Source organism: Arcicella sp. GW821-FHT09D11 (assembly GCF_059416265.1).
Window position 1 is genome coordinate 1 of sequence record NZ_JBWKOV010000005.1, and the last position, 19078, is coordinate 19078.

A 19078-nucleotide genomic window follows, 5' to 3' on the forward strand; every position below is an offset into this window, starting at 1 on the left:
CAACTCACAACTCACAACTCACAACTCACAACTCACAACTCACAACTCACAACTCACAACTCACAACTCACAACTCAATAAGGCGAAGGTCCAACAGAAGTCCACCCGCCATCAACCACTATACTTTGTCCAGTAATTTGTCTGGAAAGGGGAGATACCAAGAAAAGAGCCGCATTAGCAATATCTTGAACAGTAGAAGGTTTCCCTGTAGGTGTAATACGTGACCAAGTTTCTATATAATTAGCATCACTTAAAGTCCGTTCTGTTAAAGTAGCGCCAGGAGCAACAGTATTAATATTGATTTGATGGGGAGATAAATCAACGACCAAGTTTTTAGCCAATTGTTCAATACCCGCTTTTGTCATGCCATAAGCTGCTAAATATTTGTGCGCTTGATGACCAGTAACCGAAGATGTTAATAGAATACTTCCTCCACGTCCTTGTTCCACCATTTGTTTCGTGGCAGATTGAGTAAGGAAAAATGTTCCGAAGAGGTTTACTTGAAGAATCTTTTGCATAGATTCAGGCTGATATTCCCAGAAATCGCCAAAGGTGGTAATACCAGCATTGGCAATAAGAATATCTAGTTTTCCAAAAGTAGCTATGGTAGTTTTTATCAACTCTTGTATGACTGTTAAGTCTGAAACGTCTCCGCTAAAAGCTTCGCAAATACCTCCAGTTTCTTGAATGGCTAAAGTGGATGACTCAGCCAAGTCTTTATCAATATCATTTAAAATTACTTTTGCTCCTTGTTCTGCCAATTGCCTCGCAATTTCAAAGCCAATGCCAATCCCTGCACCCGTTACGATTGCTACTTGGTTTTGGAAACGTTTTTCAAACATGATTCTATGTTTTGTTACTGGTTGTTATTCTTTTTCGTCAAGCTCATAATCAGAAGGTAAAGCCAAGCCAATGCGATAATTACCCATACTTCCCGAAAATTTTAACGATTGCGGAGGAAATAGTTCTCCTTGTTTAGATAAATACTTCATCTCCTTATTGGCTGGCTCAATGCTGGTATATTCATATCGCATATACCTATATCGACGGTTAGGCGTAAAGTTGTTTTTGCCCTCATAAACAATTTCAATAGGCGTATTAAGCTTTAAAAAAAACTGATGATTGACCGAGTCTGGAGAAATCATCTTATCTAAATCTAACTTAAAAGCTTTATTAGAAAGCTTATCATAAAAATCATAAATGCGATAATTAATTAGGGTATCCTTGATGACTAAAAACTTATTAGTCTCAAGCTCATGATTAATCATTGATTTAAAAAAATGATTTGGCGAACCAAGATAAGCTTCTCTACGGTTTTTAATCCATCTTTCTTGCTCAGTTTGATGCTCGGCTTTCAAAAGCTCAAAACGAGTGATACCTAAGTACGATACATCACCATTTGTTTTATAACTAAACTCTTTAAGGGTGGTAATTACTTTATACCCTAATTTTCGATTAATGATTATCAGTGGTTCTTCACATTGGGCAATGAGCGTATTCTCTTCCCTAATAAATTGTATACTATTTCTATTTTCTATTTCATAATTTTTGTCATCGACTTCCACGCCCAAAAATTCTGTTTTAAAGGTTTTATAGTCTCTTAACCATTGTTTGGTATGCTTTCCTTCTATTTTTACTTCTAATAATTCTTTGCTGATAGCCAATAATTTAAAGGTAAGCGTCTTGGCATGCAATTGCTTGGTTTCAAAAATAGAGCTAATCGTATTATAACCAATAAACGATGCTCCGATTTGAATCGTACCATAAGGTACTTTTAAGGTAAATTCTCCTTTTTCATTCGTTGAGGTACCAATAGAAGAGCCAACCACAAATACTGCTGCGAAGGGTAAAGCCTCACTGGTTTGCTCGTCAATTACTCTTCCTTTGATTAATTCCTGCCCTAAAAAAGATTGTGAGCTTAGTATTAAAAATAATAGTAAGCAGTATCTGGAAAGAGCCTTTTTCATACAATAATTGCTTGATTTAATGTGTGTGTTAATGGTGAAATAATTTTTAAGAGCTATCTAATTACTTTTACTTGGACATAAAAAAATCTGGGAATGAATGTATAAAATAATACAGACATTCCCAGAAATAAGTACAGATGTTTTTAAGATTTATTTTTTCAAATATTTACCAAACCATTTTAAATAACGGTCAAAGCGGTCGATTTGAAAACTTGGGTTGGTAATACCATGAAATTGACCCGGATAAATAATTAATTCTGTTGGAATACCTACTGATTTAAAGGCTTGATACATCTGCTCACTACCGATGGCAGGCACGTTAAAATCACTTTCACCAACCATAAATTGTGTTGGCGTTTTGATTTTTTCAACCTTCAAGAATGGGTAAGACAACGCAACATATTTATCAAAATTTTTCCAAGGAGCACCTAATTCATGTTCATATTGTAAAATATATTGGTCAGCACCATACATCGATGAAATCATGGCTACACCTGCACCACTTGATGCTACTTTAAAACGAGTATCCGTCGCAATGGTATAATCTGTCAGGATTCCGCCGTAGCTCCATCCGCCAATACCTAATTTTTCAGGGTCTGCTATGTCATTATTTACTACATAATCAGTAGCCCCTAAAATATCCATTACTTCTTTGTTACCCCAGTCGCCTGAAATTACTTTACAATAAGCCAAGCCACGTCCATTTGAACCACGATAGTTTACAGCTACTACATTGTACCCAGCTGCTGCCAACATTTGGCGACTTAAATCAAAAGCATATTCATCTTGTGATACTGGCCCGCCATGAATAAAAAATATAGTAGGCAATTTCTCGGTTTTTGAAGCATTAGCAGGACGATACAAAAGGTTTGAAACAGCAGTGCCATCTTTACTCTTTGACGTAAAGCCCTCTACACTTGCCAAAGCCAATGGGGCTAAAAACTCATCATGATGTTTCGTTAATTTTCTAAGGTTATTATTTTCAAAAACGTATAATTCTGCTGGTGTTTGTGGGTTAGACATACTGGTTAAGAATGAACCAGAAGGGTGTCTTTCTAAAGAACCAAAACTTCTTTCACCGTCCAATAGCTTGGATAATTTACCGTCAATAGGGCTGAATTGTGCTATGTATCTGATTCTATCGTCACTTACTAAGGCAAGAATAGCACTTCCATCTTTCGACCATTTAGGTGAAGAAACAGGTCTGTCTAACGATTTGCTTAATAGTTTAGGTTCGCCTCCGTCTTTTGAAATAAGACATAGAATAGACTGGTCATACATGATATAGTCTTCAGAAGCAGTAGTTCTCATGTACGCGATTTGCTTGCTATCTGGGCTCCATACTGGCGAATAATCTCTACCTGTCCAATTCGTAATTTGTTTTGCCGTAGCATTTGCCTTCGCATCTATTACAAAAATATCAGTGTTCGAGTTTTTGTCAGGGTCAGTTGTATGATTACTCAAGAAAGCAATCTGTGTCCCATCGGGTGACCACACAGGTGAAGACTCATCAAAATTTCCTTTTGTAAGGGTATCTATTTTCTTTGTAGCGATGTCATACAAATACAAATGGGTCGAACTTTTAGTGATATAACCCTCCACATCTCTTTTGAATTGAAAACGGTCGATGACAATCGGTTTAGGTAATTTTGATTTTGAAGTATCTGCGGAGGTTTTAATCACCAACGCAATTTTTTTACCGTCTGGCGACCAAGCATAATCATTCAAATCGCCTTTTTTTAAATCGGTTAGTTGTTTTCCTTCGCCACCTCTTCTATCCATTAGCCAAATTTGGCTACTTGTTAGTCCATTTCTCGACGAAATAAAAGAAAGATATTTACCATCGGGACTCCAACGTGCTTGCGATTCACCGTCTGGACTATTCGTTAATTGAATAGTTTCTTTGCCATCCCACGAAACCATATAAATATCTGCATTGCGTTTGTTTTTAGCTGAATCAATCGCTGAAAGCGTATAACTTACCCAATTGCCTTCGGGTGAAATCTGCGCATCAGTAACAGTTTTTAAACGATAAACATCCGTAGGTTTGAGGGGGCGTTTTGTGGGCGTTTGTGCTTGTAAACCAAGGCTTGTTAATAATGAAAAGGAGAGTAGCAATAAATGTTTTTTCATGTTGTTGTTGAAGATTAATGAATAAAACCGAAGATAATAAAATTCCCCAATGTTGACGAATACATTGGGGAATTATTAAAGATTGTTATAGAGATTCAATCGTTTTAAATATTTTAATGAGAATCTCTGGTAACGGTACTGCCAGATTTCCCTTTTAAGAAATCCATATCAGCACCCAAATGTGCTTGTTCTACGTGATTGATATATAGGTTTACATACCCACGTGTAATATTCATATCGATTGCTTGCCAATTTTTGCGTCTTTCGGCTAACTCTTCATCAGATACTTCCAGATTCAACGTTCTGTTGGGTACATCCAAACTAATATAATCACCATTTTGAACTAACGCTAAGTTTCCACCTGCTGCTGCTTCGGGCGAAACGTGCAAGACTACTGTTCCAAAGCCTGTTCCAGACATTCTACCGTCGGAGATTCTTACTAAATCGTGTACTCCCTTTTCCAGTAGCTTTTTAGGAATCCCCATGTTGCCTACTTCTGCCATTCCTGGGTAACCTTTAGGTCCAACATTTTTCAAGACCATGATAGAATTTTCATCAATGTCTAAATCTGGATGGTCAATTCTCTCATGATAGTCTTCAATGGTTTCAAAAACTACTGCTTTACCACGGTGCACCATTAAGGCAGGCGTAGCCGCAGAAGGTTTTAGCACGGCTCCATTCGGAGAAAGGTTTCCTTTTACAACTGCAATTCCTGAATTAGGCTTAAACGGGTTTTCCATCGTGGCTACAATATTTCTATTATACACCTCCGCATCAGCACAGTTTTCGCCTATTGTTTTTCCGTTCACAGTTAGGGCATCATTATGAATGATTCCACTCATTTCTTTGATAACCGCTGGAAGTCCACCAGAATAGTATAAATCTTCCATAAAATGCTCGCCTGATGGTTGAAGATTAGCTAACAAAGGAATATGTTGAGAGAATTTATCAAAATCTTCAATGTTTAAATCCACGCCGATTCTACCTGCAATTGCCAATAAGTGAATAACAAAATTGGTAGAACCACCTATCGCAGCGTTTACCATGATGGCATTCTCGAAAGCCTCACGCGTAAGGATTTTAGAAAGCGTTAAATTTTCTTTGACCATTTGCACGATACGTCTTCCAGAAAACTGTGAAATCACTTTTCTACGTGCATCAGCCGCAGGAATAGAAGCATTGTTGGGTAGAGATAATCCTAAGGCTTCTACCATAGTAGCCATCGTTGAGGCTGTTCCCATTACAGCACAGTGTCCTTGGGTACGAGCCATACAGGCTTCCGCCTCTACAAATTCCGACTGTGAGATTTGCCCTAATTTATACGCTTCAGCAAAACGCCAAACATCCGACGTACCAATATCTTTTCCTTTAAAATGTCCTTTCAACATTGGTCCACCCGAAATTACAAGCGTAGGGATGTCCACACTACAAGCACCCATTACTAACGATGGAGTAGTTTTATCACAGCCACAAAGCAAAACCACGCCATCAATCGGATTAGCACGGATAGATTCTTCTACATCCATACTAGCCAAGTTTCTATACAACATGGCAGTTGGTTTAATCAAGGTTTCTCCTAATGACATCACTGGAAATTCAACAGGAAAGCCACCCGCTTCGTAAACCCCAATTTTTACTGCTTCTGCCAAATCTCTAAAATGGGCATTGCAAGGTGTAAGCTCTGACCAAGTATTACAAATACCAATTACAGGACGACCATCAAATTCGTCATGCGGAATACCTTGGTTTTTCATCCACGCTCGGTAAATGAATCCATCTTTTCCTGTTTTACCAAACCAATTTTGAGAGCGTAGTGCTTTATTGTCTTCCATATTGTCAAATAATCATAGTTTTATTTATAAAGGGGAAATTATTAAAATTTTACCGATTTTGTATCCTGATTTTTGAAAGGGATATTACAAACATCTATAAAAAAAGCCTCCAAGGTGTTTTAAAACTTGGAGGCACATCATTTCTTTTAAGCCAAACTCTTTTTGATTCTATCTACTGCTTCGATTAATAAGGCTTTTGGACAAGCAAAATTAAGTCTGAAAAAGCCTTCGCCTTTGAATATTTTTCCATCCATAATTCTTACGCCAGCTTCTAGCAATTTTTCCTGAATATTGTCGATGCCCGTTTCCCTCGCATCAATCCAAGCTAAATAAGTTGCTTCGAGCGGTAATAACTTTAATCCTTTGTATCCGTTCAGAGATTGGTATAAATAATCATGATTGTCTTTGAGGTAGTCAATTAAAGCCAATCGCCAATCTTCACAGTCGCGATAAGCCACAATGGCTGCATCTTGTGAATAGCGTGTTAGCGGAGGGAAAAAACCTTGTTTGGCCATTTCAAACTTCTTTCTTAGCATAGGGTTTGAAATAAGGGCAACCGAACAGCCCAAACCTGCGATATTAAAAGTTTTGGAAGGAGCCATTAAAGTTACCGTTCTGTTAGCAGCTTTTTCACTTAAACTGGCTAAGGGAATATGCTTTTTAGAATCATCCAAAATCAAGTCTGCATGGATTTCATCGGAGCAAATGATAATATCATGCTTTTCGCAAATATCAACCAGTTGTTCTAATTCTTCTTTTGTGAAAACCGTTCCTCCTGGATTATGCGGATTGCAAAGCATGAATAACTTAGTCTCAGCAGTAATATTGGCTTCTAAGGCTTCAAAGTCGAACGTCCAGCGACCAGCAACTTCTATCATTGGAAATGTTTGAAGTTTTTTGCCAACCACAGCAGGTGCTAGATGAAAAGGATGATATACTGGAATAGCGGTCATCACGGCATCGTTTAGCTCGCCATAAGCTTTGCAACTGGCATAAATAGCAGGTACTAATCCGGGAATCCATACTTGCCATTCTTTTTCTGTTTCCCAGTCATACAGGTTTCTTAGGCGTTCTTGAAGGATGTCTTTTAGTCTTTCTGGAACAATGGCATATCCCAAAACACCATGTTGTGTAATACTATTTAATACATCTAATATTGGTTCAGGACACCTGAAATCCATATCTGCCACGGGCATAGGAATCACATTTTCAGGGTCGTTGAACATATCCCATTTCTGAGAATCTGTATTTTTTCGATTGATAATTTCGTCGAAATTATATTTCATTATTCGATAATTGGTTTGCGTAGTTTTAGCATAAATGCTTTGAATCTTAAAGAAAGCAATAAGACAATAAACATTAAGCCTGCGTTTATCATAAACGCTAATTGATAAGAATGGTTTAAATTAAAAACAAATCCCGTCATCACTGGTCCAAGCAATGCTCCTCCGCCTTCAAACATGTTAATCGTACCATTGATTTTTCCAGCGGCTGTTAAGCCAAATGTTTTAATCGCAATCAAATTATATAATGAATAAATACCTCCCCAACTAATAGCCATCAAAGCAATAGAAGGCAATATTAAATTAGTATCCATCATTGAAAGTCCAAAACAACCCAACATCATCATGATACAGCAAACTGAGAAAACAATATAAGGGTTGATATAATCTGAAAAGATTGAAACAAACAATTTCGCTAGTCCCGCCATGATAAAATACAAACTTAAATAAAAGCTTGCATGACTTCCTTCAAAACCTAAACCAACCAAATGTAGAAAAACATTAGCAATTGTTCCTACTAAACAATAAAAAGTTAAAAAGCCACATAGACAAATTAACCAGAACAAGTGTGTTCTTGTAGCTTCTGGATAGGTCATTCCTTCTGTCAATAAATTATTAGCAGTATTCAGATTACCTAATGGTTTTATATTAATATCACTCGGAGAGTTCTCAACAAAAAAATAGATGTAAATAAAAATGAAAGCAGGGAAAATGGCCAAAATAGTAAAGCTTTGTCGCCAACCGTATTCATGTAGTAGGTAGTGATTAAAAGGAGAAAATATAGCACTCCCCAAACTAGTCCCAATCAAAACGATGCCTAAGGCTAATCCTTTTTTCTCTTGAAACCATGACGAAACCAATATAATACAAGATACTGACCCTGCGGTAATCATGGATACTCCCAAAAGAAAATGAATAAAGTAGGCTTGATATTTATTGCTAACAAAACTGTATGAAAACAATGCAATGGCTAATATTAGGCTTCCGAAAAGCATCATTTTTTTTACACGAATTTTATCGATAATAATGCCAGAAACTAAAATGAAAAATAAAGTAACACTATTAGTGATAGATTCGCGAAGCTTTAATTCATCTCGTTTCCAGTGAAATTCAGAGATAAAAGCATTATCAAAAACTGAGAGGGAAGTAGTGGTTAATCCATTGATGACAACGAGAATCAATAAACCAGAAAAACAAATAAGCCAAGGATAAAAATTTTTCTTTTCGTAAAGGATTTTGTTCATAATTTCTGAATTTATGGAGATACCCAAATTTAATGTATATACATCATATCATTAAACTATTCAGTTACGTTACAGGTTCATTTTTCGGTATTAAATAAGGTAAATAAAAATTAAGCTTAAAAAATAAAAAAATATTCTTGGAATATCCATACAATAGTTGTTAATACTTGTGGTATTTTTACTCATTGTTTCATTATATTATACTAGCCACGGTGGATTATATTGTAAATCAGCTGATTATCCTCAGCTAAAGATTGAAAACTATAGAAAAGCCATACCACATATAGAGGTGATTTTATAAATAAAAGTGATAAAATATTAAAAAAATGATTAAATTTTGGTTCAAAAAGCAAAATATAGCCAATATTTAGTTTTTTCTTTTAAAACACTCATTTTTATCTGAATTTCCTTTTTCATAGCTTTACTATATAATTCAATCAACAAAATACTATAATCCTTAATGTTTTTTTACCACTATGAATATTATATCAAAACTAAGTCTGATTTGTTTTATTTTTCTCTTCCATGTTGCTAATGCTCAATATCTTGAACCCTCGTTAGAACGTGCACCGTCAAATTGGTTTAATCTAGATTTCTTGGACGATAAAGTAAGAGGAATAAGTACTGAAAAAGCTTATAAAGATATACTAAGAACCAAAAAATCAAAACCTGTTATCGTTGCCATTATTGATTCTGGTGTAGATATTCTTCATGAAGATTTATCTAATAAAATCTGGGTTAATGCTAAAGAGATACCTAATAATGGTATTGATGATGATAATAATGGGTATGTAGATGATATTCATGGTTGGGATTTTTTAGGGAATAAAGCAGGGGAAGATTTAGCTAAAGAGAGTCTGGAAATTACACGTGAATTTGCTAGACTTCAAAAGAAGTATCAAACTAAAGTGGATGCAGAAAAATTATCAACTAGCGAAAAAGAAGAATATAATTTATACAAGAAATATAAACTAGCCTACGAAAGCAAAGTGGGTGAAGTAAAAGAGCAAGGTACTTTTGTGATTAATTTATACCACAAATTTATTGAAGCGAAGTTCTCACTTTGCAAGCATTTAGGGGTAAAGGATATTACAAAGGAAGAGTTAAATAAAATAAGTAGTAAAGACACGGAGGAGTTAAAAAAAGCTAAAAGAGTATTTGAACTGATTTTGGATTTAGGACAAGATGAAGCCAAACTTAGAGAAGCTTTTGAATATTACGATACTCAACTGAATTATGGCATCAACTTAACGTATAATCCTAGAGATTTAATTGGTGATGACGTTAATAATATCCATGATAGAAATTATGGCAATAATGAAGTAAAAGGTCCAGATGCACACCACGGCACGCACGTAGCAGGAATAGTGGCGGCTAATAGGCATAATGATTTAGGCATTGCGGGTGTAGCGGATAATGTTCAGATTATGGTAGTTAGAGCCTTGCCAGATGGTGACGAGCGTGATAAGGATGTAGTGAATGCTATTTTATATGCGGTTGAAAATGGAGCGAAAGTAATTAATATGAGCTTCGGGAAAACAGTTTCTCCGCAAAAAAGTGCAGTTGACGACGCCGTAAAATTTGCTCAGTCAAAAGGTGTTTTGTTAATTCATGCAGCTGGCAATGAAAATGAAGACATCGATACGAAAGAGAATTATCCAACAAAACGTTTTTTGGATGGCAGTGAAGCTGATAACTGGATTGAAGTAGGAGCGACGTCTTGGATGCAATCGCCTAATACGGTAGCTGAATTTTCAAATTATGGTCAGAAAACGGTTGATGTTTTTGCTCCTGGTGTAGATATTCAATCAACTGTAGTAGGTTCAAAATATGAAGATTTAAGCGGCACAAGCATGGCCGCACCCGTTGTGACGGGCTTAGCCGCATTATTGATTTCGTATTATCCAGAGCTTGATTATAAACAAATAAAGCAAATTATTCTAGAGTCGTCTATCAAACTAGCACAATTAAAAGTAGCTCGCCCAGGTTCATCCGAATTAATAGAATTTGGAAAACTTTCAACCAGCGGAGGAATCGTGAATGCTTATGAGGCTGTAAAAATGGCTGAAAAAATGAAAGAAAATACAACTAAAAATTAGCCCTATTTCGTTGATTTTAATAAATGTCAATTAACATATTGAATTTATCAATTCATTCTCAATCAATAATTAGTATTTTATTGAAATATTGGTTATTTTTCAAAAACTTTTGTCAGAAAAAACGAGATGAATTTTAATAAAATTAGCTTGCTTTACACGTGACAATAGTAAAACATAGTGGCATTTTTCATCAATGAATAATTTTTCTTGTAAACGTTAATTAAGACAAGAGCTTCAGATTAACCTTCAAACCATGTCTATCGTTAGCAATAATATAAAGTATCTTCGTCGATTAAATGGACTTACTCAAGAACAATTCTCACGTAGAATTGGTATTAAGCGTTCTTTGCTTGGAGCTTACGAAGAGGCCAGAGCAAACCCCAATTTAGAAAACCTTAAAACTATCGCTCAGGTATTTGGCACATCGGTTGATTCGCTGATAAAGACTGATATTCGAAAAATCAGAGAAACACCTGGTATAAGCTTGGGACAAAGTACTACTGGAATCATGGAACACGTAAAAGTGCCAGTAAACGATACAGTGAGTGCTTTTCAGAAAAAAGAAGTTGAAGCTCAACCTATTGCTAAAATTATCGACGAGTATTTTCAAGAAAAGGAAGAAGACAAGCAACCTATCCGTACTGAAAAACAATTTGTACCCAATAGGATAAATTATAATATTTCAGAAAAAACTTTTCAATCATTTACTGATAATCAGTACACTAATAATAATAAGCCGCTTAGCGAAAGCCCACAAAAGAGTTTTGAAATCAGGATTACTTATGTAAAAAGGAGTCAGATTAAAGACTATTTAGCCAATTATACTAAGTCAGAGTATATCAAGACGTTAGCTACTTTTTCTCTTCCATTTATTACCTCTGACAAAAGTAGGGCTTTTGAAATGGGCAGTGATTTCCCTTTGCAAAACTCAGTGGTAATTGGCAATGCCATCGAACATTGGACAAACATTTTGGATGGCAAATTTTATATTTTGATTACCCCTCAACAAGGGATTATTTACCGAAGAGTTTATAATCAAATAAAAGTAAAAGGCACTTTGTTATTAAGTTCTGATGATTCTTCTATCCCAAGTTTTGAGATTTCATTGAAATCAATCGCTGAGATTTGGGAAGTGTCTGCTTTTATTAGCAAAGAACTACCAGAACCCAGAATCTCTTTAGAACGAGCAAAATCTTTGATTGAAGAATTAAGTTTAGAACTCAATCAGTTGAAATAAAGTAAAAGGCCTGCAAAATTAATTTTGCAAGCCTTTTACTTTATTGTTTTGGTCTAAATTCTTTCATAATCTCTTGATTACAAACAAGGTAAGGCCCTTCAAGTAAATCAATACAATATGGAACGGCAGAAAAAACAGCATCCAAGCATTGTCGAATAGCTTTAGGTTTGCCAGGTAAATTGATAATTAATGATTTCCCTCTAATCCCAGCCGTTTGGCGTGATAAAATGGCTGTGGGAACATATTTTAGGCTTTCCATCCTCATTAACTCCCCAAAGCCAGGCATCATTTTTTCACAAACAGCTTCGGTTGCTTCTGGGGTTACGTCTCTTTTACTTGGTCCAGTTCCCCCTGTTGTTACTATCAAGCAACAATTGTGGGTGTCTGCCATTTCGATAAGCGTTTCGGATATTAAATCTTGCTCATCTGGAATTACTTTATAAACAGTTTCAAAGGTGGAGACTAAATATTCTTTTAACGTTTCAACAACGGCTTTGCCGGGTATGTCTTCATAAATACCAGCACTTGCGCGGTCTGAAATATTAATTACCCCAATTTTAATAAGTTCTTGCATATATTTAAGCGATACTTGGTAAATGTTTTCTTTCAAATTTTTAAATATAGCTTAAAATTCTTTGAGGACTAGTATTTGATGAGTTAATTTGTAAGATTCAGCTTTAGCTTGATATTATTTAACCTTTATCCTTTACTTCAATGTTTTTATTACAATCTCAATTATCCAAAAATACTGAAAAATTGTTTTCTTTATTATTCCTGATTTTACTATTGGGAGCTTTATATATTGCCTTCAAGATTTTCAATAAGAATAAGTAAAAAAATTATGGTTTTTTTATACCATCCCAGCAAGTAAAAAATGCCATTTCTAGGTCTGATGAAGTCATTAAAAACTCGCCAGACAAACGAAGTTTAATCAAAGAGCTTGCACTTCCAGTCACCATAGCAATGAGTATTTTAGGAGGGATGTCTCTAACCACTTGTGTGAAAACAGCTTTTCTTAGAAAATCATAAATTGGTTGTTCTAATCTAACAATATCTTCTTTTTGAAGCATACTAATGTATGGAGAATTCATAAATTGTTCTAAGAAATAGAACTCTTTAGGATTGGTATAATAGTAATTAATCATTTGCAGATAAAAACTACGGAAGCGATCTTTGAAAGGTTTTGACGGGTCATCATTTTTAAATATATTCTGAATCGATTTTTCACGTTTATAGACATAGAGTGCGCAAATGAGTTCGTCTTTACTTTTGAAATAATGATAAATTGTTCCTGCGGCTACGTTTGCTTTTTTGGCTACTTCAGACATGGGTGAGCTGTGGAATCCATGTTTTGATATTAATTCGAGGGTTGCTTGAAAAATGGCTTCTTTTTTGTCGAAATCTTTAACAGTATTCATAAAATAGTGGAAGGAAGGTAAAATGGGTTTTAGACTCAGTGTGTAAGTGGTTATTTGAAATTAGGCTTTAAATATAGATTAAAATTAGGAATAATTAAGTATTTATATAAATTTCTTAATGATGAATCTGTAGTGATTAATTATTTTTATTGTAAGCCATATCTTTTTATTTTAATCTATGTGATTAACCTTTTAAAAATATTTAAAAACTAATCAAAAAATGTATATTTGAAAAATGCAGTTAACTTTAAGAGATTGCATTAATTTTAAGCCTTTAATTAAATGAAAGTAAGAAATCCAAGAACTGGTTTATATGATTATGAAATATCTCAACTCTCTTTTGAAACACTCAAAATAAAAGCTGATGCAATGCGTCATGCCCAAAAAAGCTGGCAGGCTATCGGTATCGAGCAACGAATAAAAACCATACAACGTTGGAAAAAAGCCTTAGAGCGACATCTTGAAGAACTTACAGAAGTACTGATAGTAGATACTGGTAGAAAAATAGAAACTGTTTATGAAATCAATCTAGTATTGACTGCTATCGACCAGTTTTGTGATTTAGCACAGGATTATTTTAAAGTAGAAGTCCAAACTATTCTTCATAATAATACTTACCATATCGAAGAATATTCCGAACCCTTCGAGCTCGTTGGTATTATCAGTACTTGGCAATTCCCTTTCCAGAGTACAATGATGCAGGTTATTCCTGCTCTTTTAGCAGGCAATAGTGTATTGGTGAAGCCTTCTGAAAAAACGCCACGATTTGTTAGAGTCCTTGAAAAAACGATTAGTCAAATACCACATTTTAATAATTTTTTGCATTTTATTGAAGGTGAGAAAGAAGTAGGCGAAATGCTTTGTAGTATTACAGATTTAATTTGCTTTACGGGAACGGAAGAGAAAGCTAAAAAAGTATTTGAAACAAGTGCTAAACATTTTGTGCCTGCCCAGTTAGAATTTGGAGGAAAAGGAGCGGCAATAATTACTGAAACAGCAGATATTGAAAGTGCATCATCTGCTATTTTATGGGGCGGAACTTTTAATGCTGGTCAATCTTTAGAGTCTATCGAAAGAGTATACGTTCATCGAAATATCCATTCACAGTTTTTATCAAGATTAGTTGGTAAAAGCAACCTGTTGACGCTCAACTATCCTAACATAGAGCATGGACAAATAGGACCTATTATTACAGAAAAACAAGCCACCAATATCAACGAACAATTAGCCGATGCTGTCAAGAAAGGAGCGGTTATTGTAGCGGGTTCTGAAAAATGTATTGTTCAAAAAGGAAGTATTTATTGTCGTCCTACTATTCTGACAAATGTGAATCACCAAATGAAAATCATGAAAGAAATGACATTTGGACCTATTTTGCCTGTAAAATCTTTCTTGAATGAAACGCAGGCACTTGATTTTGCCAATGATTCAAACAGTGTTTTTAACTGTTCTGTTTTTGCTGGAAAAGATAGCGAAGCCATGAAAATTGCGCGTAGAATTAAAAGTAAATCCATTACCATCAACGATGTTTATATGGGCAATAGATTCTATGGAAATGAAAAAAGCTCCACCAACTCGCCTGAAACCAAGGCAGAGAATATTGGAACTTTTTCGTTTAAGAAATTCTTGAAAAATAAGAATTTGATGTTCAAGAAATAACATTGAAAACTGGTATGATGGTGACTATTATTCTAATTTGAATCTAGCCACCATGATGCCAGTTTGATTCTTTTTAGGAGCCATATATTCTGCCAATGGCCTGTCGCTCACCATTACTCTTTTGAACTCGGATGAAGCATGAAGCAGATAGACGCGTTTATCCTGCAATCTTATAGCAAAACCTTCATGCGTAATGTCTAATCCATCAATATTGGTTGTAATGCCGATAATATCACCATTCATGATTTTGTCTTCAATACTTCTGATTTTAGCCTTTGGGACATAATAAAAATCTTGATTGCTGATTTTATTCTCTACCTTCTTTATTTTTTCTTGGAGTGATACATTTGCCACATTAGGGTTTTTATCCCAATGCAAGCTCATGAAATTTATTTCCTTTCTTAATGGAATACCTCCCAACGAACTCGTAATATCTTCTAAAAGTCCGTCTTTGTTGTGGGTATAAATCCAATCTGAAAAATAATGGATTCTTGATTCATATCCTTTTATTTGTCCTTTGTTATAATATCTGAGGCGTTTTAAATAATATTGGAATTTATCAAAGGAAATATCATTTTTACGATAGGTCAAGCCCATGGCTACACAGCTTTCTACAAAAGTCGAGCAATCAAATTCTCGTAGATTTACTACTAGTTTCTCCTCATTAGGGTTTTCGAGCGTCGAAGCCTTATAAGGTCTGTTTAGAAAACTTTTGGCAATATTTAGGGTATAATCGTGCATATTACTGCCCTGAGCCATTTGGATTTTCCGTTGATAAATTTCTTCATCTGATAGTGGCTGTTGAAAGCTAGCGGCTGTCAATAACAGCGACGAAAATATAAAAACCTTGCAAGGTTTTATCAAGCTTGCAAGGTTTCTGTTAAGCGTACTTAAATTACTTTTTCTCATGTATTATTTAATCGTTATCTTCTACCCGTAGTGTGAGTAATCCTCCCAAAATCATAAATACTCCCCCCAAAGTAACGATATGTATTGGTTCTAATTGCATAAAATTCATGAATTTTTGTAAACCTAAGCTGGCAATTACCTGTGGAATGACGATAAAAAAGTTGAAAACGCCCATATAATACCCCATTTTGTTGGCAGGTAAGCTCCCTGATAACATGGCATAAGGCATCGCCAAAATACTTGACCATGCTAAACCAATACCAATAAATGAAGGCAATAGTGCTTCTTTAGAAGTGATAAACATAATAGAGATTAATCCTAAGCCTCCTGCTGTCAGACAAAGTAGGTGCGTTAGCTTTCTGCCAAATTTCTTCGCCAAAGTTGGTAAAAATAAAGCAAAAACCATTGAAACCCCATTATACACCAAGAAGCAAATACCTACAAAATTTGCCCCATCATTATAAATTTCAGACTTCGTATCTGTCGAGCCAAAAATGTTAGCTGTAACAGCATTCGTCATAAAAATCCACATACAAAATAATGCAAACCAGGAGAAAAATTGAACGACTGCCAACTGCTTCATTACTTTTGGCATATTGAATAATCCATTGATTGTTTCTTTCATGCCATGCATAAAATTCATTTCGTCTTTTTCTCTTTGAAAAAGCTCCATGTCTTCAGGTGGATATTCTTCTGTCTTTAGGATTGTCCAAAGAATACAAATAAAATAAGCAAACGCACCGATGTAAAATGACCATCTAACGGTATCTGGCACAATTCCTTCTGGAGCAGTGTTTTGGACACCAAAATAATCTAAAATAGATGGAAGCCCAGAGGCAATCATTGCCCCGACACCAATAAAAAAGGTTTGTACCGAAAAGCCCGTTGTCCTTTGCTCTTTTGGAAGCATATCACCCACAAATGCTCTAAATGGTTCCATTGAAACGTTAATAGAAGCATCCATTATCCAGAGGATAGCGCCAGCCATCCAAAGTACTGATGATTGTGGCATGGCAATTAATGCAATAGTGGCTAAAATAGCTCCTGCAAAAAAGAATGGACGGCGACGCCCCCATCTTGCATGCCAAGTACGGTCGCTCATGTATCCAATAATAGGCTGAACTAATAAACCAGTAAGCGGAGCTGCTACCCAAAGAATAGGAATCTCGTCAGGATTGGCACCTAACGTTGAAAAAATACGGCTTGTATTTGCATTTTGTAGTGCAAAACCAAATTGAATACCCATAAAGCCTATGCTCATGTTGATAATTTGAGCTAGGCTAAGGCGGGGTTTTATATTATTTGTCATAAAATGGTTAATGATGTAATATTAAAGACTCAAATTAAGAAAATATTTAAAATATATTCTATTTTTTCTGAGAAATTTCATAAATAAGTACTGAATTTGGATTGATTGTAACAGGAATTGATTGACTAGCATTTTGATTAAATTGCTCTTTTTGATTGAATTTCCCTTTGAAAGTAGCGTCTTTGCTCGGGTTTAATCCCATTGCCGACCATGCACCTTCTGGAACTACTAAATCGAATGTCTTGGTTTGGAAATGGTCAAAATTACAAACAATTAAAAGCTTTTGCTTACCAGAATAACGTAGGTAACTATACACTTTTCTACGGTCGTAATTACCATTTTGAATATATTGTAAGTCAAAGAAACTGCCAGTTTGTACAGCATCAGAAGTATTGACAAATTTGATTAAATCACCATAGAATTTTCTGATATTCTTTTGTTCTTCTGTCAACAGTTTTCCATCAAATTTACCATTGTTCATCCAAGCCTGATGTGATTTTACACCCCAGAAATCAAACATAGTTGTACGGTCTTCGGCTCTATTAAAACCCTCAGGCTCAGAAGCCGACTCTCCTAATTCCTGACCAAAGTAAATCATCACTGGTCCTGTATGCAAAGTAGCCGTTACTACCATCGCTGGTACTGCTGCCATAGGATACCCTTTAGAAAAAGCCGCCGAATTAATCCTTACTTCATCATGGTTTTCTAAAAACCTTAGCATGTGTTCTGCAATGTCGCCAGATTCATGTTGCCAAACGCCCGTAATGCTTTCTACACTGGCATCGTCTCTGTTTTCAACCAAATGACGAAGTCCATCATATAAACCTACTTTATCATACAGGTAATCAAAACCTCCTATTTTAATATAATTATGATATTCCTTTGGATTATAAATTTCAGCAATGAAGATAATATCAGGATGGCTCTTCTTTACTTCTTTAATAGCATATTTCCAGAACTCATAAGGAACCATCTCGGCCATGTCACAACGGAAACCATCAGCACCTTTATCAGCCCAGTATTTTAATATATTCACCATTTTCAGCCAAGTACTCGGAATATCGTCAAAATGAGTTTGTCTGCCATTTTGGATGTCAACACCATAATTAAGTTTTACAGTCTCGAACCAATCGTCGATAGAAGGATGAGGAGAGAAAACATCATTGCCCGATACTTTCGCGGGTGTTTCAACATAAGGTCCCTCTACTTCTACAGGAGGATTTACGCCATCAGGAATCTGAAATTGGGTATCAGGTAGATAATAGAAGTTATTGTGTGGGTCGAATAATTTCGTTGTGTCATCTTTTTCACCGAAATCTTCAACGCCTTTCGGTTTCATATCAGAATGATATACCCTTGCTACGTGGTTAGGTACAAAATCCATAATGAGTTTTAAATCATTTTGATGAATCCTATCAACCATACTAGCAAACTCTTGCAGTCTTTTTTTAGGTTTATCTGCAAAAAAAGGATTGACATCATAATAATCTTTAATGGCAAAGGGCGAACCAGACCTTCCTTTTACTACATCTGGATGATCTTTAGGAATACCATAAGCTGTTAAATCTTCCATCGTGGCATGCTCAATTAACCCTGTCATATAAAGATGTGAATATCCATAATCTTTGATTTTTTTTAAGGCTAAATCACTAATGTCAGAGAATTTAGTAACACCATTTTCGGCTGCAGAGCCATTAAATTTATTGGTAGTATTCTTGTTTCCCCATAGGTGAAACATCATTTGTAGGATTACTAATTTGTCGTTTTTATGCTTTGTCATATTTTTCGGGACTATGATTTTACTTTTTTTCGGGTCTCTATCTTTGAATTTACTATAATTCTTGGTTTTGGCAATAGCGTTTTGTTGCGTGCGTGGGATGGCTTTGATAGCTTGTTGAGCATTTGCCCAAAAAACGACAAAAACGAAGCCTAATAATGTTGTGACTTTGATTGAATTTTGAGACATTTTTAGAATAAAATTTGGGTAT

At 35.4% G+C, this 19078-nt stretch carries 14 protein-coding genes; 3 read left to right on the forward strand and 11 right to left on the reverse strand.

Annotated features, from left to right (window positions below):
- Window positions 1–74 precede the first annotated feature (74 nt).
- The 6 genes from AC07N0_RS15215 to AC07N0_RS15240 form a co-directional block, all read right to left on the reverse strand.
- Window positions 75–842, reverse strand: a complete 768-nt coding sequence (locus AC07N0_RS15215; RefSeq protein WP_494589844.1) for an SDR family NAD(P)-dependent oxidoreductase — start codon at window positions 840–842, stop codon at window positions 75–77.
- A gap of 24 nt (window positions 843–866) precedes the next feature.
- Window positions 867–1967: a carboxypeptidase-like regulatory domain-containing protein gene (locus tag AC07N0_RS15220; protein WP_494589845.1), complete on the reverse strand. Its 1101-nt coding sequence runs from the start codon at window positions 1965–1967 to the stop codon at window positions 867–869.
- Window positions 1968–2117: 150 nt separating this feature from the next.
- The gene (locus AC07N0_RS15225) at window positions 2118–4100 is read right to left on the reverse strand and encodes a S9 family peptidase (RefSeq protein ID WP_494589846.1); all 1983 of its coding nucleotides are present in this window, start codon (window positions 4098–4100) and stop codon (window positions 2118–2120) included.
- A 113-nt stretch (window positions 4101–4213) separates the two neighbouring features.
- Window positions 4214–5932, reverse strand: a complete 1719-nt coding sequence (locus AC07N0_RS15230; RefSeq protein WP_492799492.1) for an IlvD/Edd family dehydratase — start codon at window positions 5930–5932, stop codon at window positions 4214–4216.
- A gap of 146 nt (window positions 5933–6078) precedes the next feature.
- Window positions 6079–7218, reverse strand: coding sequence for a MalY/PatB family protein (locus AC07N0_RS15235; protein ID WP_494589847.1), 1140 nt, complete (start codon window positions 7216–7218; stop codon window positions 6079–6081).
- Entirely contained in the window at window positions 7218–8459 is a 1242-nt protein-coding gene (locus tag AC07N0_RS15240) for an MFS transporter (protein ID WP_494589848.1), read from the reverse strand. The genes AC07N0_RS15235 and AC07N0_RS15240 overlap by 1 nt, the downstream gene beginning before the upstream one ends.
- 476 nt (window positions 8460–8935) lie before the next feature.
- On the opposite strand from AC07N0_RS15240, the gene AC07N0_RS15245 reads away from it, so the two are divergent.
- Window positions 8936–10558 carry a S8 family peptidase gene (locus tag AC07N0_RS15245; protein ID WP_494589849.1) on the forward strand — a complete coding sequence of 541 codons (1623 nt, stop codon included), beginning with the start codon at window positions 8936–8938 and terminating at the stop codon, window positions 10556–10558.
- 253 nt (window positions 10559–10811) lie between these two features.
- Window positions 10812–11795, forward strand: coding sequence for a helix-turn-helix domain-containing protein (locus AC07N0_RS15250; protein WP_494589850.1), 984 nt, complete (start codon window positions 10812–10814; stop codon window positions 11793–11795).
- A gap of 40 nt (window positions 11796–11835) precedes the next feature.
- Here the strand turns inward: AC07N0_RS15250 and mog are convergent, their stop codons facing one another.
- Entirely contained in the window at window positions 11836–12369 is a 534-nt protein-coding gene (gene mog, locus AC07N0_RS15255) for a molybdopterin adenylyltransferase (protein ID WP_494589851.1), read from the reverse strand.
- A gap of 265 nt (window positions 12370–12634) precedes the next feature.
- Window positions 12635–13213 carry a TetR/AcrR family transcriptional regulator gene (locus AC07N0_RS15260; protein ID WP_309916156.1) on the reverse strand — a complete coding sequence of 193 codons (579 nt, stop codon included), beginning with the start codon at window positions 13211–13213 and terminating at the stop codon, window positions 12635–12637.
- Between the two features lie 282 nt (window positions 13214–13495).
- Here AC07N0_RS15260 and AC07N0_RS15265 point away from each other — a divergent pair, with 282 nt between their 5' ends.
- Window positions 13496–14872 (forward strand): aldehyde dehydrogenase family protein, encoded by a 1377-nt coding sequence (locus AC07N0_RS15265; protein WP_494589852.1) that lies wholly within the window; start codon window positions 13496–13498, stop codon window positions 14870–14872.
- A 27-nt stretch (window positions 14873–14899) separates the two neighbouring features.
- On the opposite strand, the gene AC07N0_RS15270 is transcribed toward AC07N0_RS15265, so the two are convergent.
- The 3 genes from AC07N0_RS15270 to AC07N0_RS15280 form a co-directional block, all read right to left on the reverse strand.
- Window positions 14900–15781 carry an N-acetylmuramoyl-L-alanine amidase-like domain-containing protein gene (locus AC07N0_RS15270; RefSeq protein ID WP_494589853.1) on the reverse strand — a complete coding sequence of 294 codons (882 nt, stop codon included), beginning with the start codon at window positions 15779–15781 and terminating at the stop codon, window positions 14900–14902.
- A gap of 7 nt (window positions 15782–15788) precedes the next feature.
- Complete coding sequence (locus AC07N0_RS15275; RefSeq protein ID WP_494589854.1) at window positions 15789–17042, reverse strand: MFS transporter; 1254 nt, start codon at window positions 17040–17042, stop codon at window positions 15789–15791.
- Between the two features lie 106 nt (window positions 17043–17148).
- Window positions 17149–19056 carry an alpha-amylase family glycosyl hydrolase gene (locus AC07N0_RS15280; protein ID WP_494589855.1) on the reverse strand — a complete coding sequence of 636 codons (1908 nt, stop codon included), beginning with the start codon at window positions 19054–19056 and terminating at the stop codon, window positions 17149–17151.
- Window positions 19057–19078 lie beyond the last annotated feature (22 nt).

Bases quoted from the DNA above. Each gene is read 5' to 3' on its own strand.
- AC07N0_RS15250 (WP_494589850.1), top strand. From the start codon at position 10,812: ATGTCTATCGTTAGCAATAATATAAAGTATCTTCGTCGATTAAATGGA.
- AC07N0_RS15225 (WP_494589846.1), bottom strand. From the start codon at position 4,100: ATGAAAAAACATTTATTGCTACTCTCCTTTTCATTATTAACAAGCCTT.
- AC07N0_RS15265 (WP_494589852.1), top strand. From the start codon at position 13,496: ATGAAAGTAAGAAATCCAAGAACTGGTTTATATGATTATGAAATATCT.
- AC07N0_RS15280 (WP_494589855.1), bottom strand. From the start codon at position 19,056: ATGTCTCAAAATTCAATCAAAGTCACAACATTATTAGGCTTCGTTTTT.
- AC07N0_RS15240 (WP_494589848.1), bottom strand. From the start codon at position 8,459: ATGAACAAAATCCTTTACGAAAAGAAAAATTTTTATCCTTGGCTTATT.
- AC07N0_RS15245 (WP_494589849.1), top strand. From the start codon at position 8,936: ATGAATATTATATCAAAACTAAGTCTGATTTGTTTTATTTTTCTCTTC.
- AC07N0_RS15270 (WP_494589853.1), bottom strand. From the start codon at position 15,781: ATGAGAAAAAGTAATTTAAGTACGCTTAACAGAAACCTTGCAAGCTTG.
- AC07N0_RS15220 (WP_494589845.1), bottom strand. From the start codon at position 1,967: ATGAAAAAGGCTCTTTCCAGATACTGCTTACTATTATTTTTAATACTA.
- AC07N0_RS15275 (WP_494589854.1), bottom strand. From the start codon at position 17,042: ATGAGCATAGGCTTTATGGGTATTCAATTTGGTTTTGCACTACAAAAT.
- AC07N0_RS15215 (WP_494589844.1), bottom strand. From the start codon at position 842: ATGTTTGAAAAACGTTTCCAAAACCAAGTAGCAATCGTAACGGGTGCA.
- AC07N0_RS15235 (WP_494589847.1), bottom strand. From the start codon at position 7,218: ATGAAATATAATTTCGACGAAATTATCAATCGAAAAAATACAGATTCT.
- AC07N0_RS15230 (WP_492799492.1), bottom strand. From the start codon at position 5,932: ATGGAAGACAATAAAGCACTACGCTCTCAAAATTGGTTTGGTAAAACA.
- AC07N0_RS15260 (WP_309916156.1), bottom strand. From the start codon at position 13,213: ATGAATACTGTTAAAGATTTCGACAAAAAAGAAGCCATTTTTCAAGCA.
- mog (WP_494589851.1), bottom strand. From the start codon at position 12,369: ATGCAAGAACTTATTAAAATTGGGGTAATTAATATTTCAGACCGCGCA.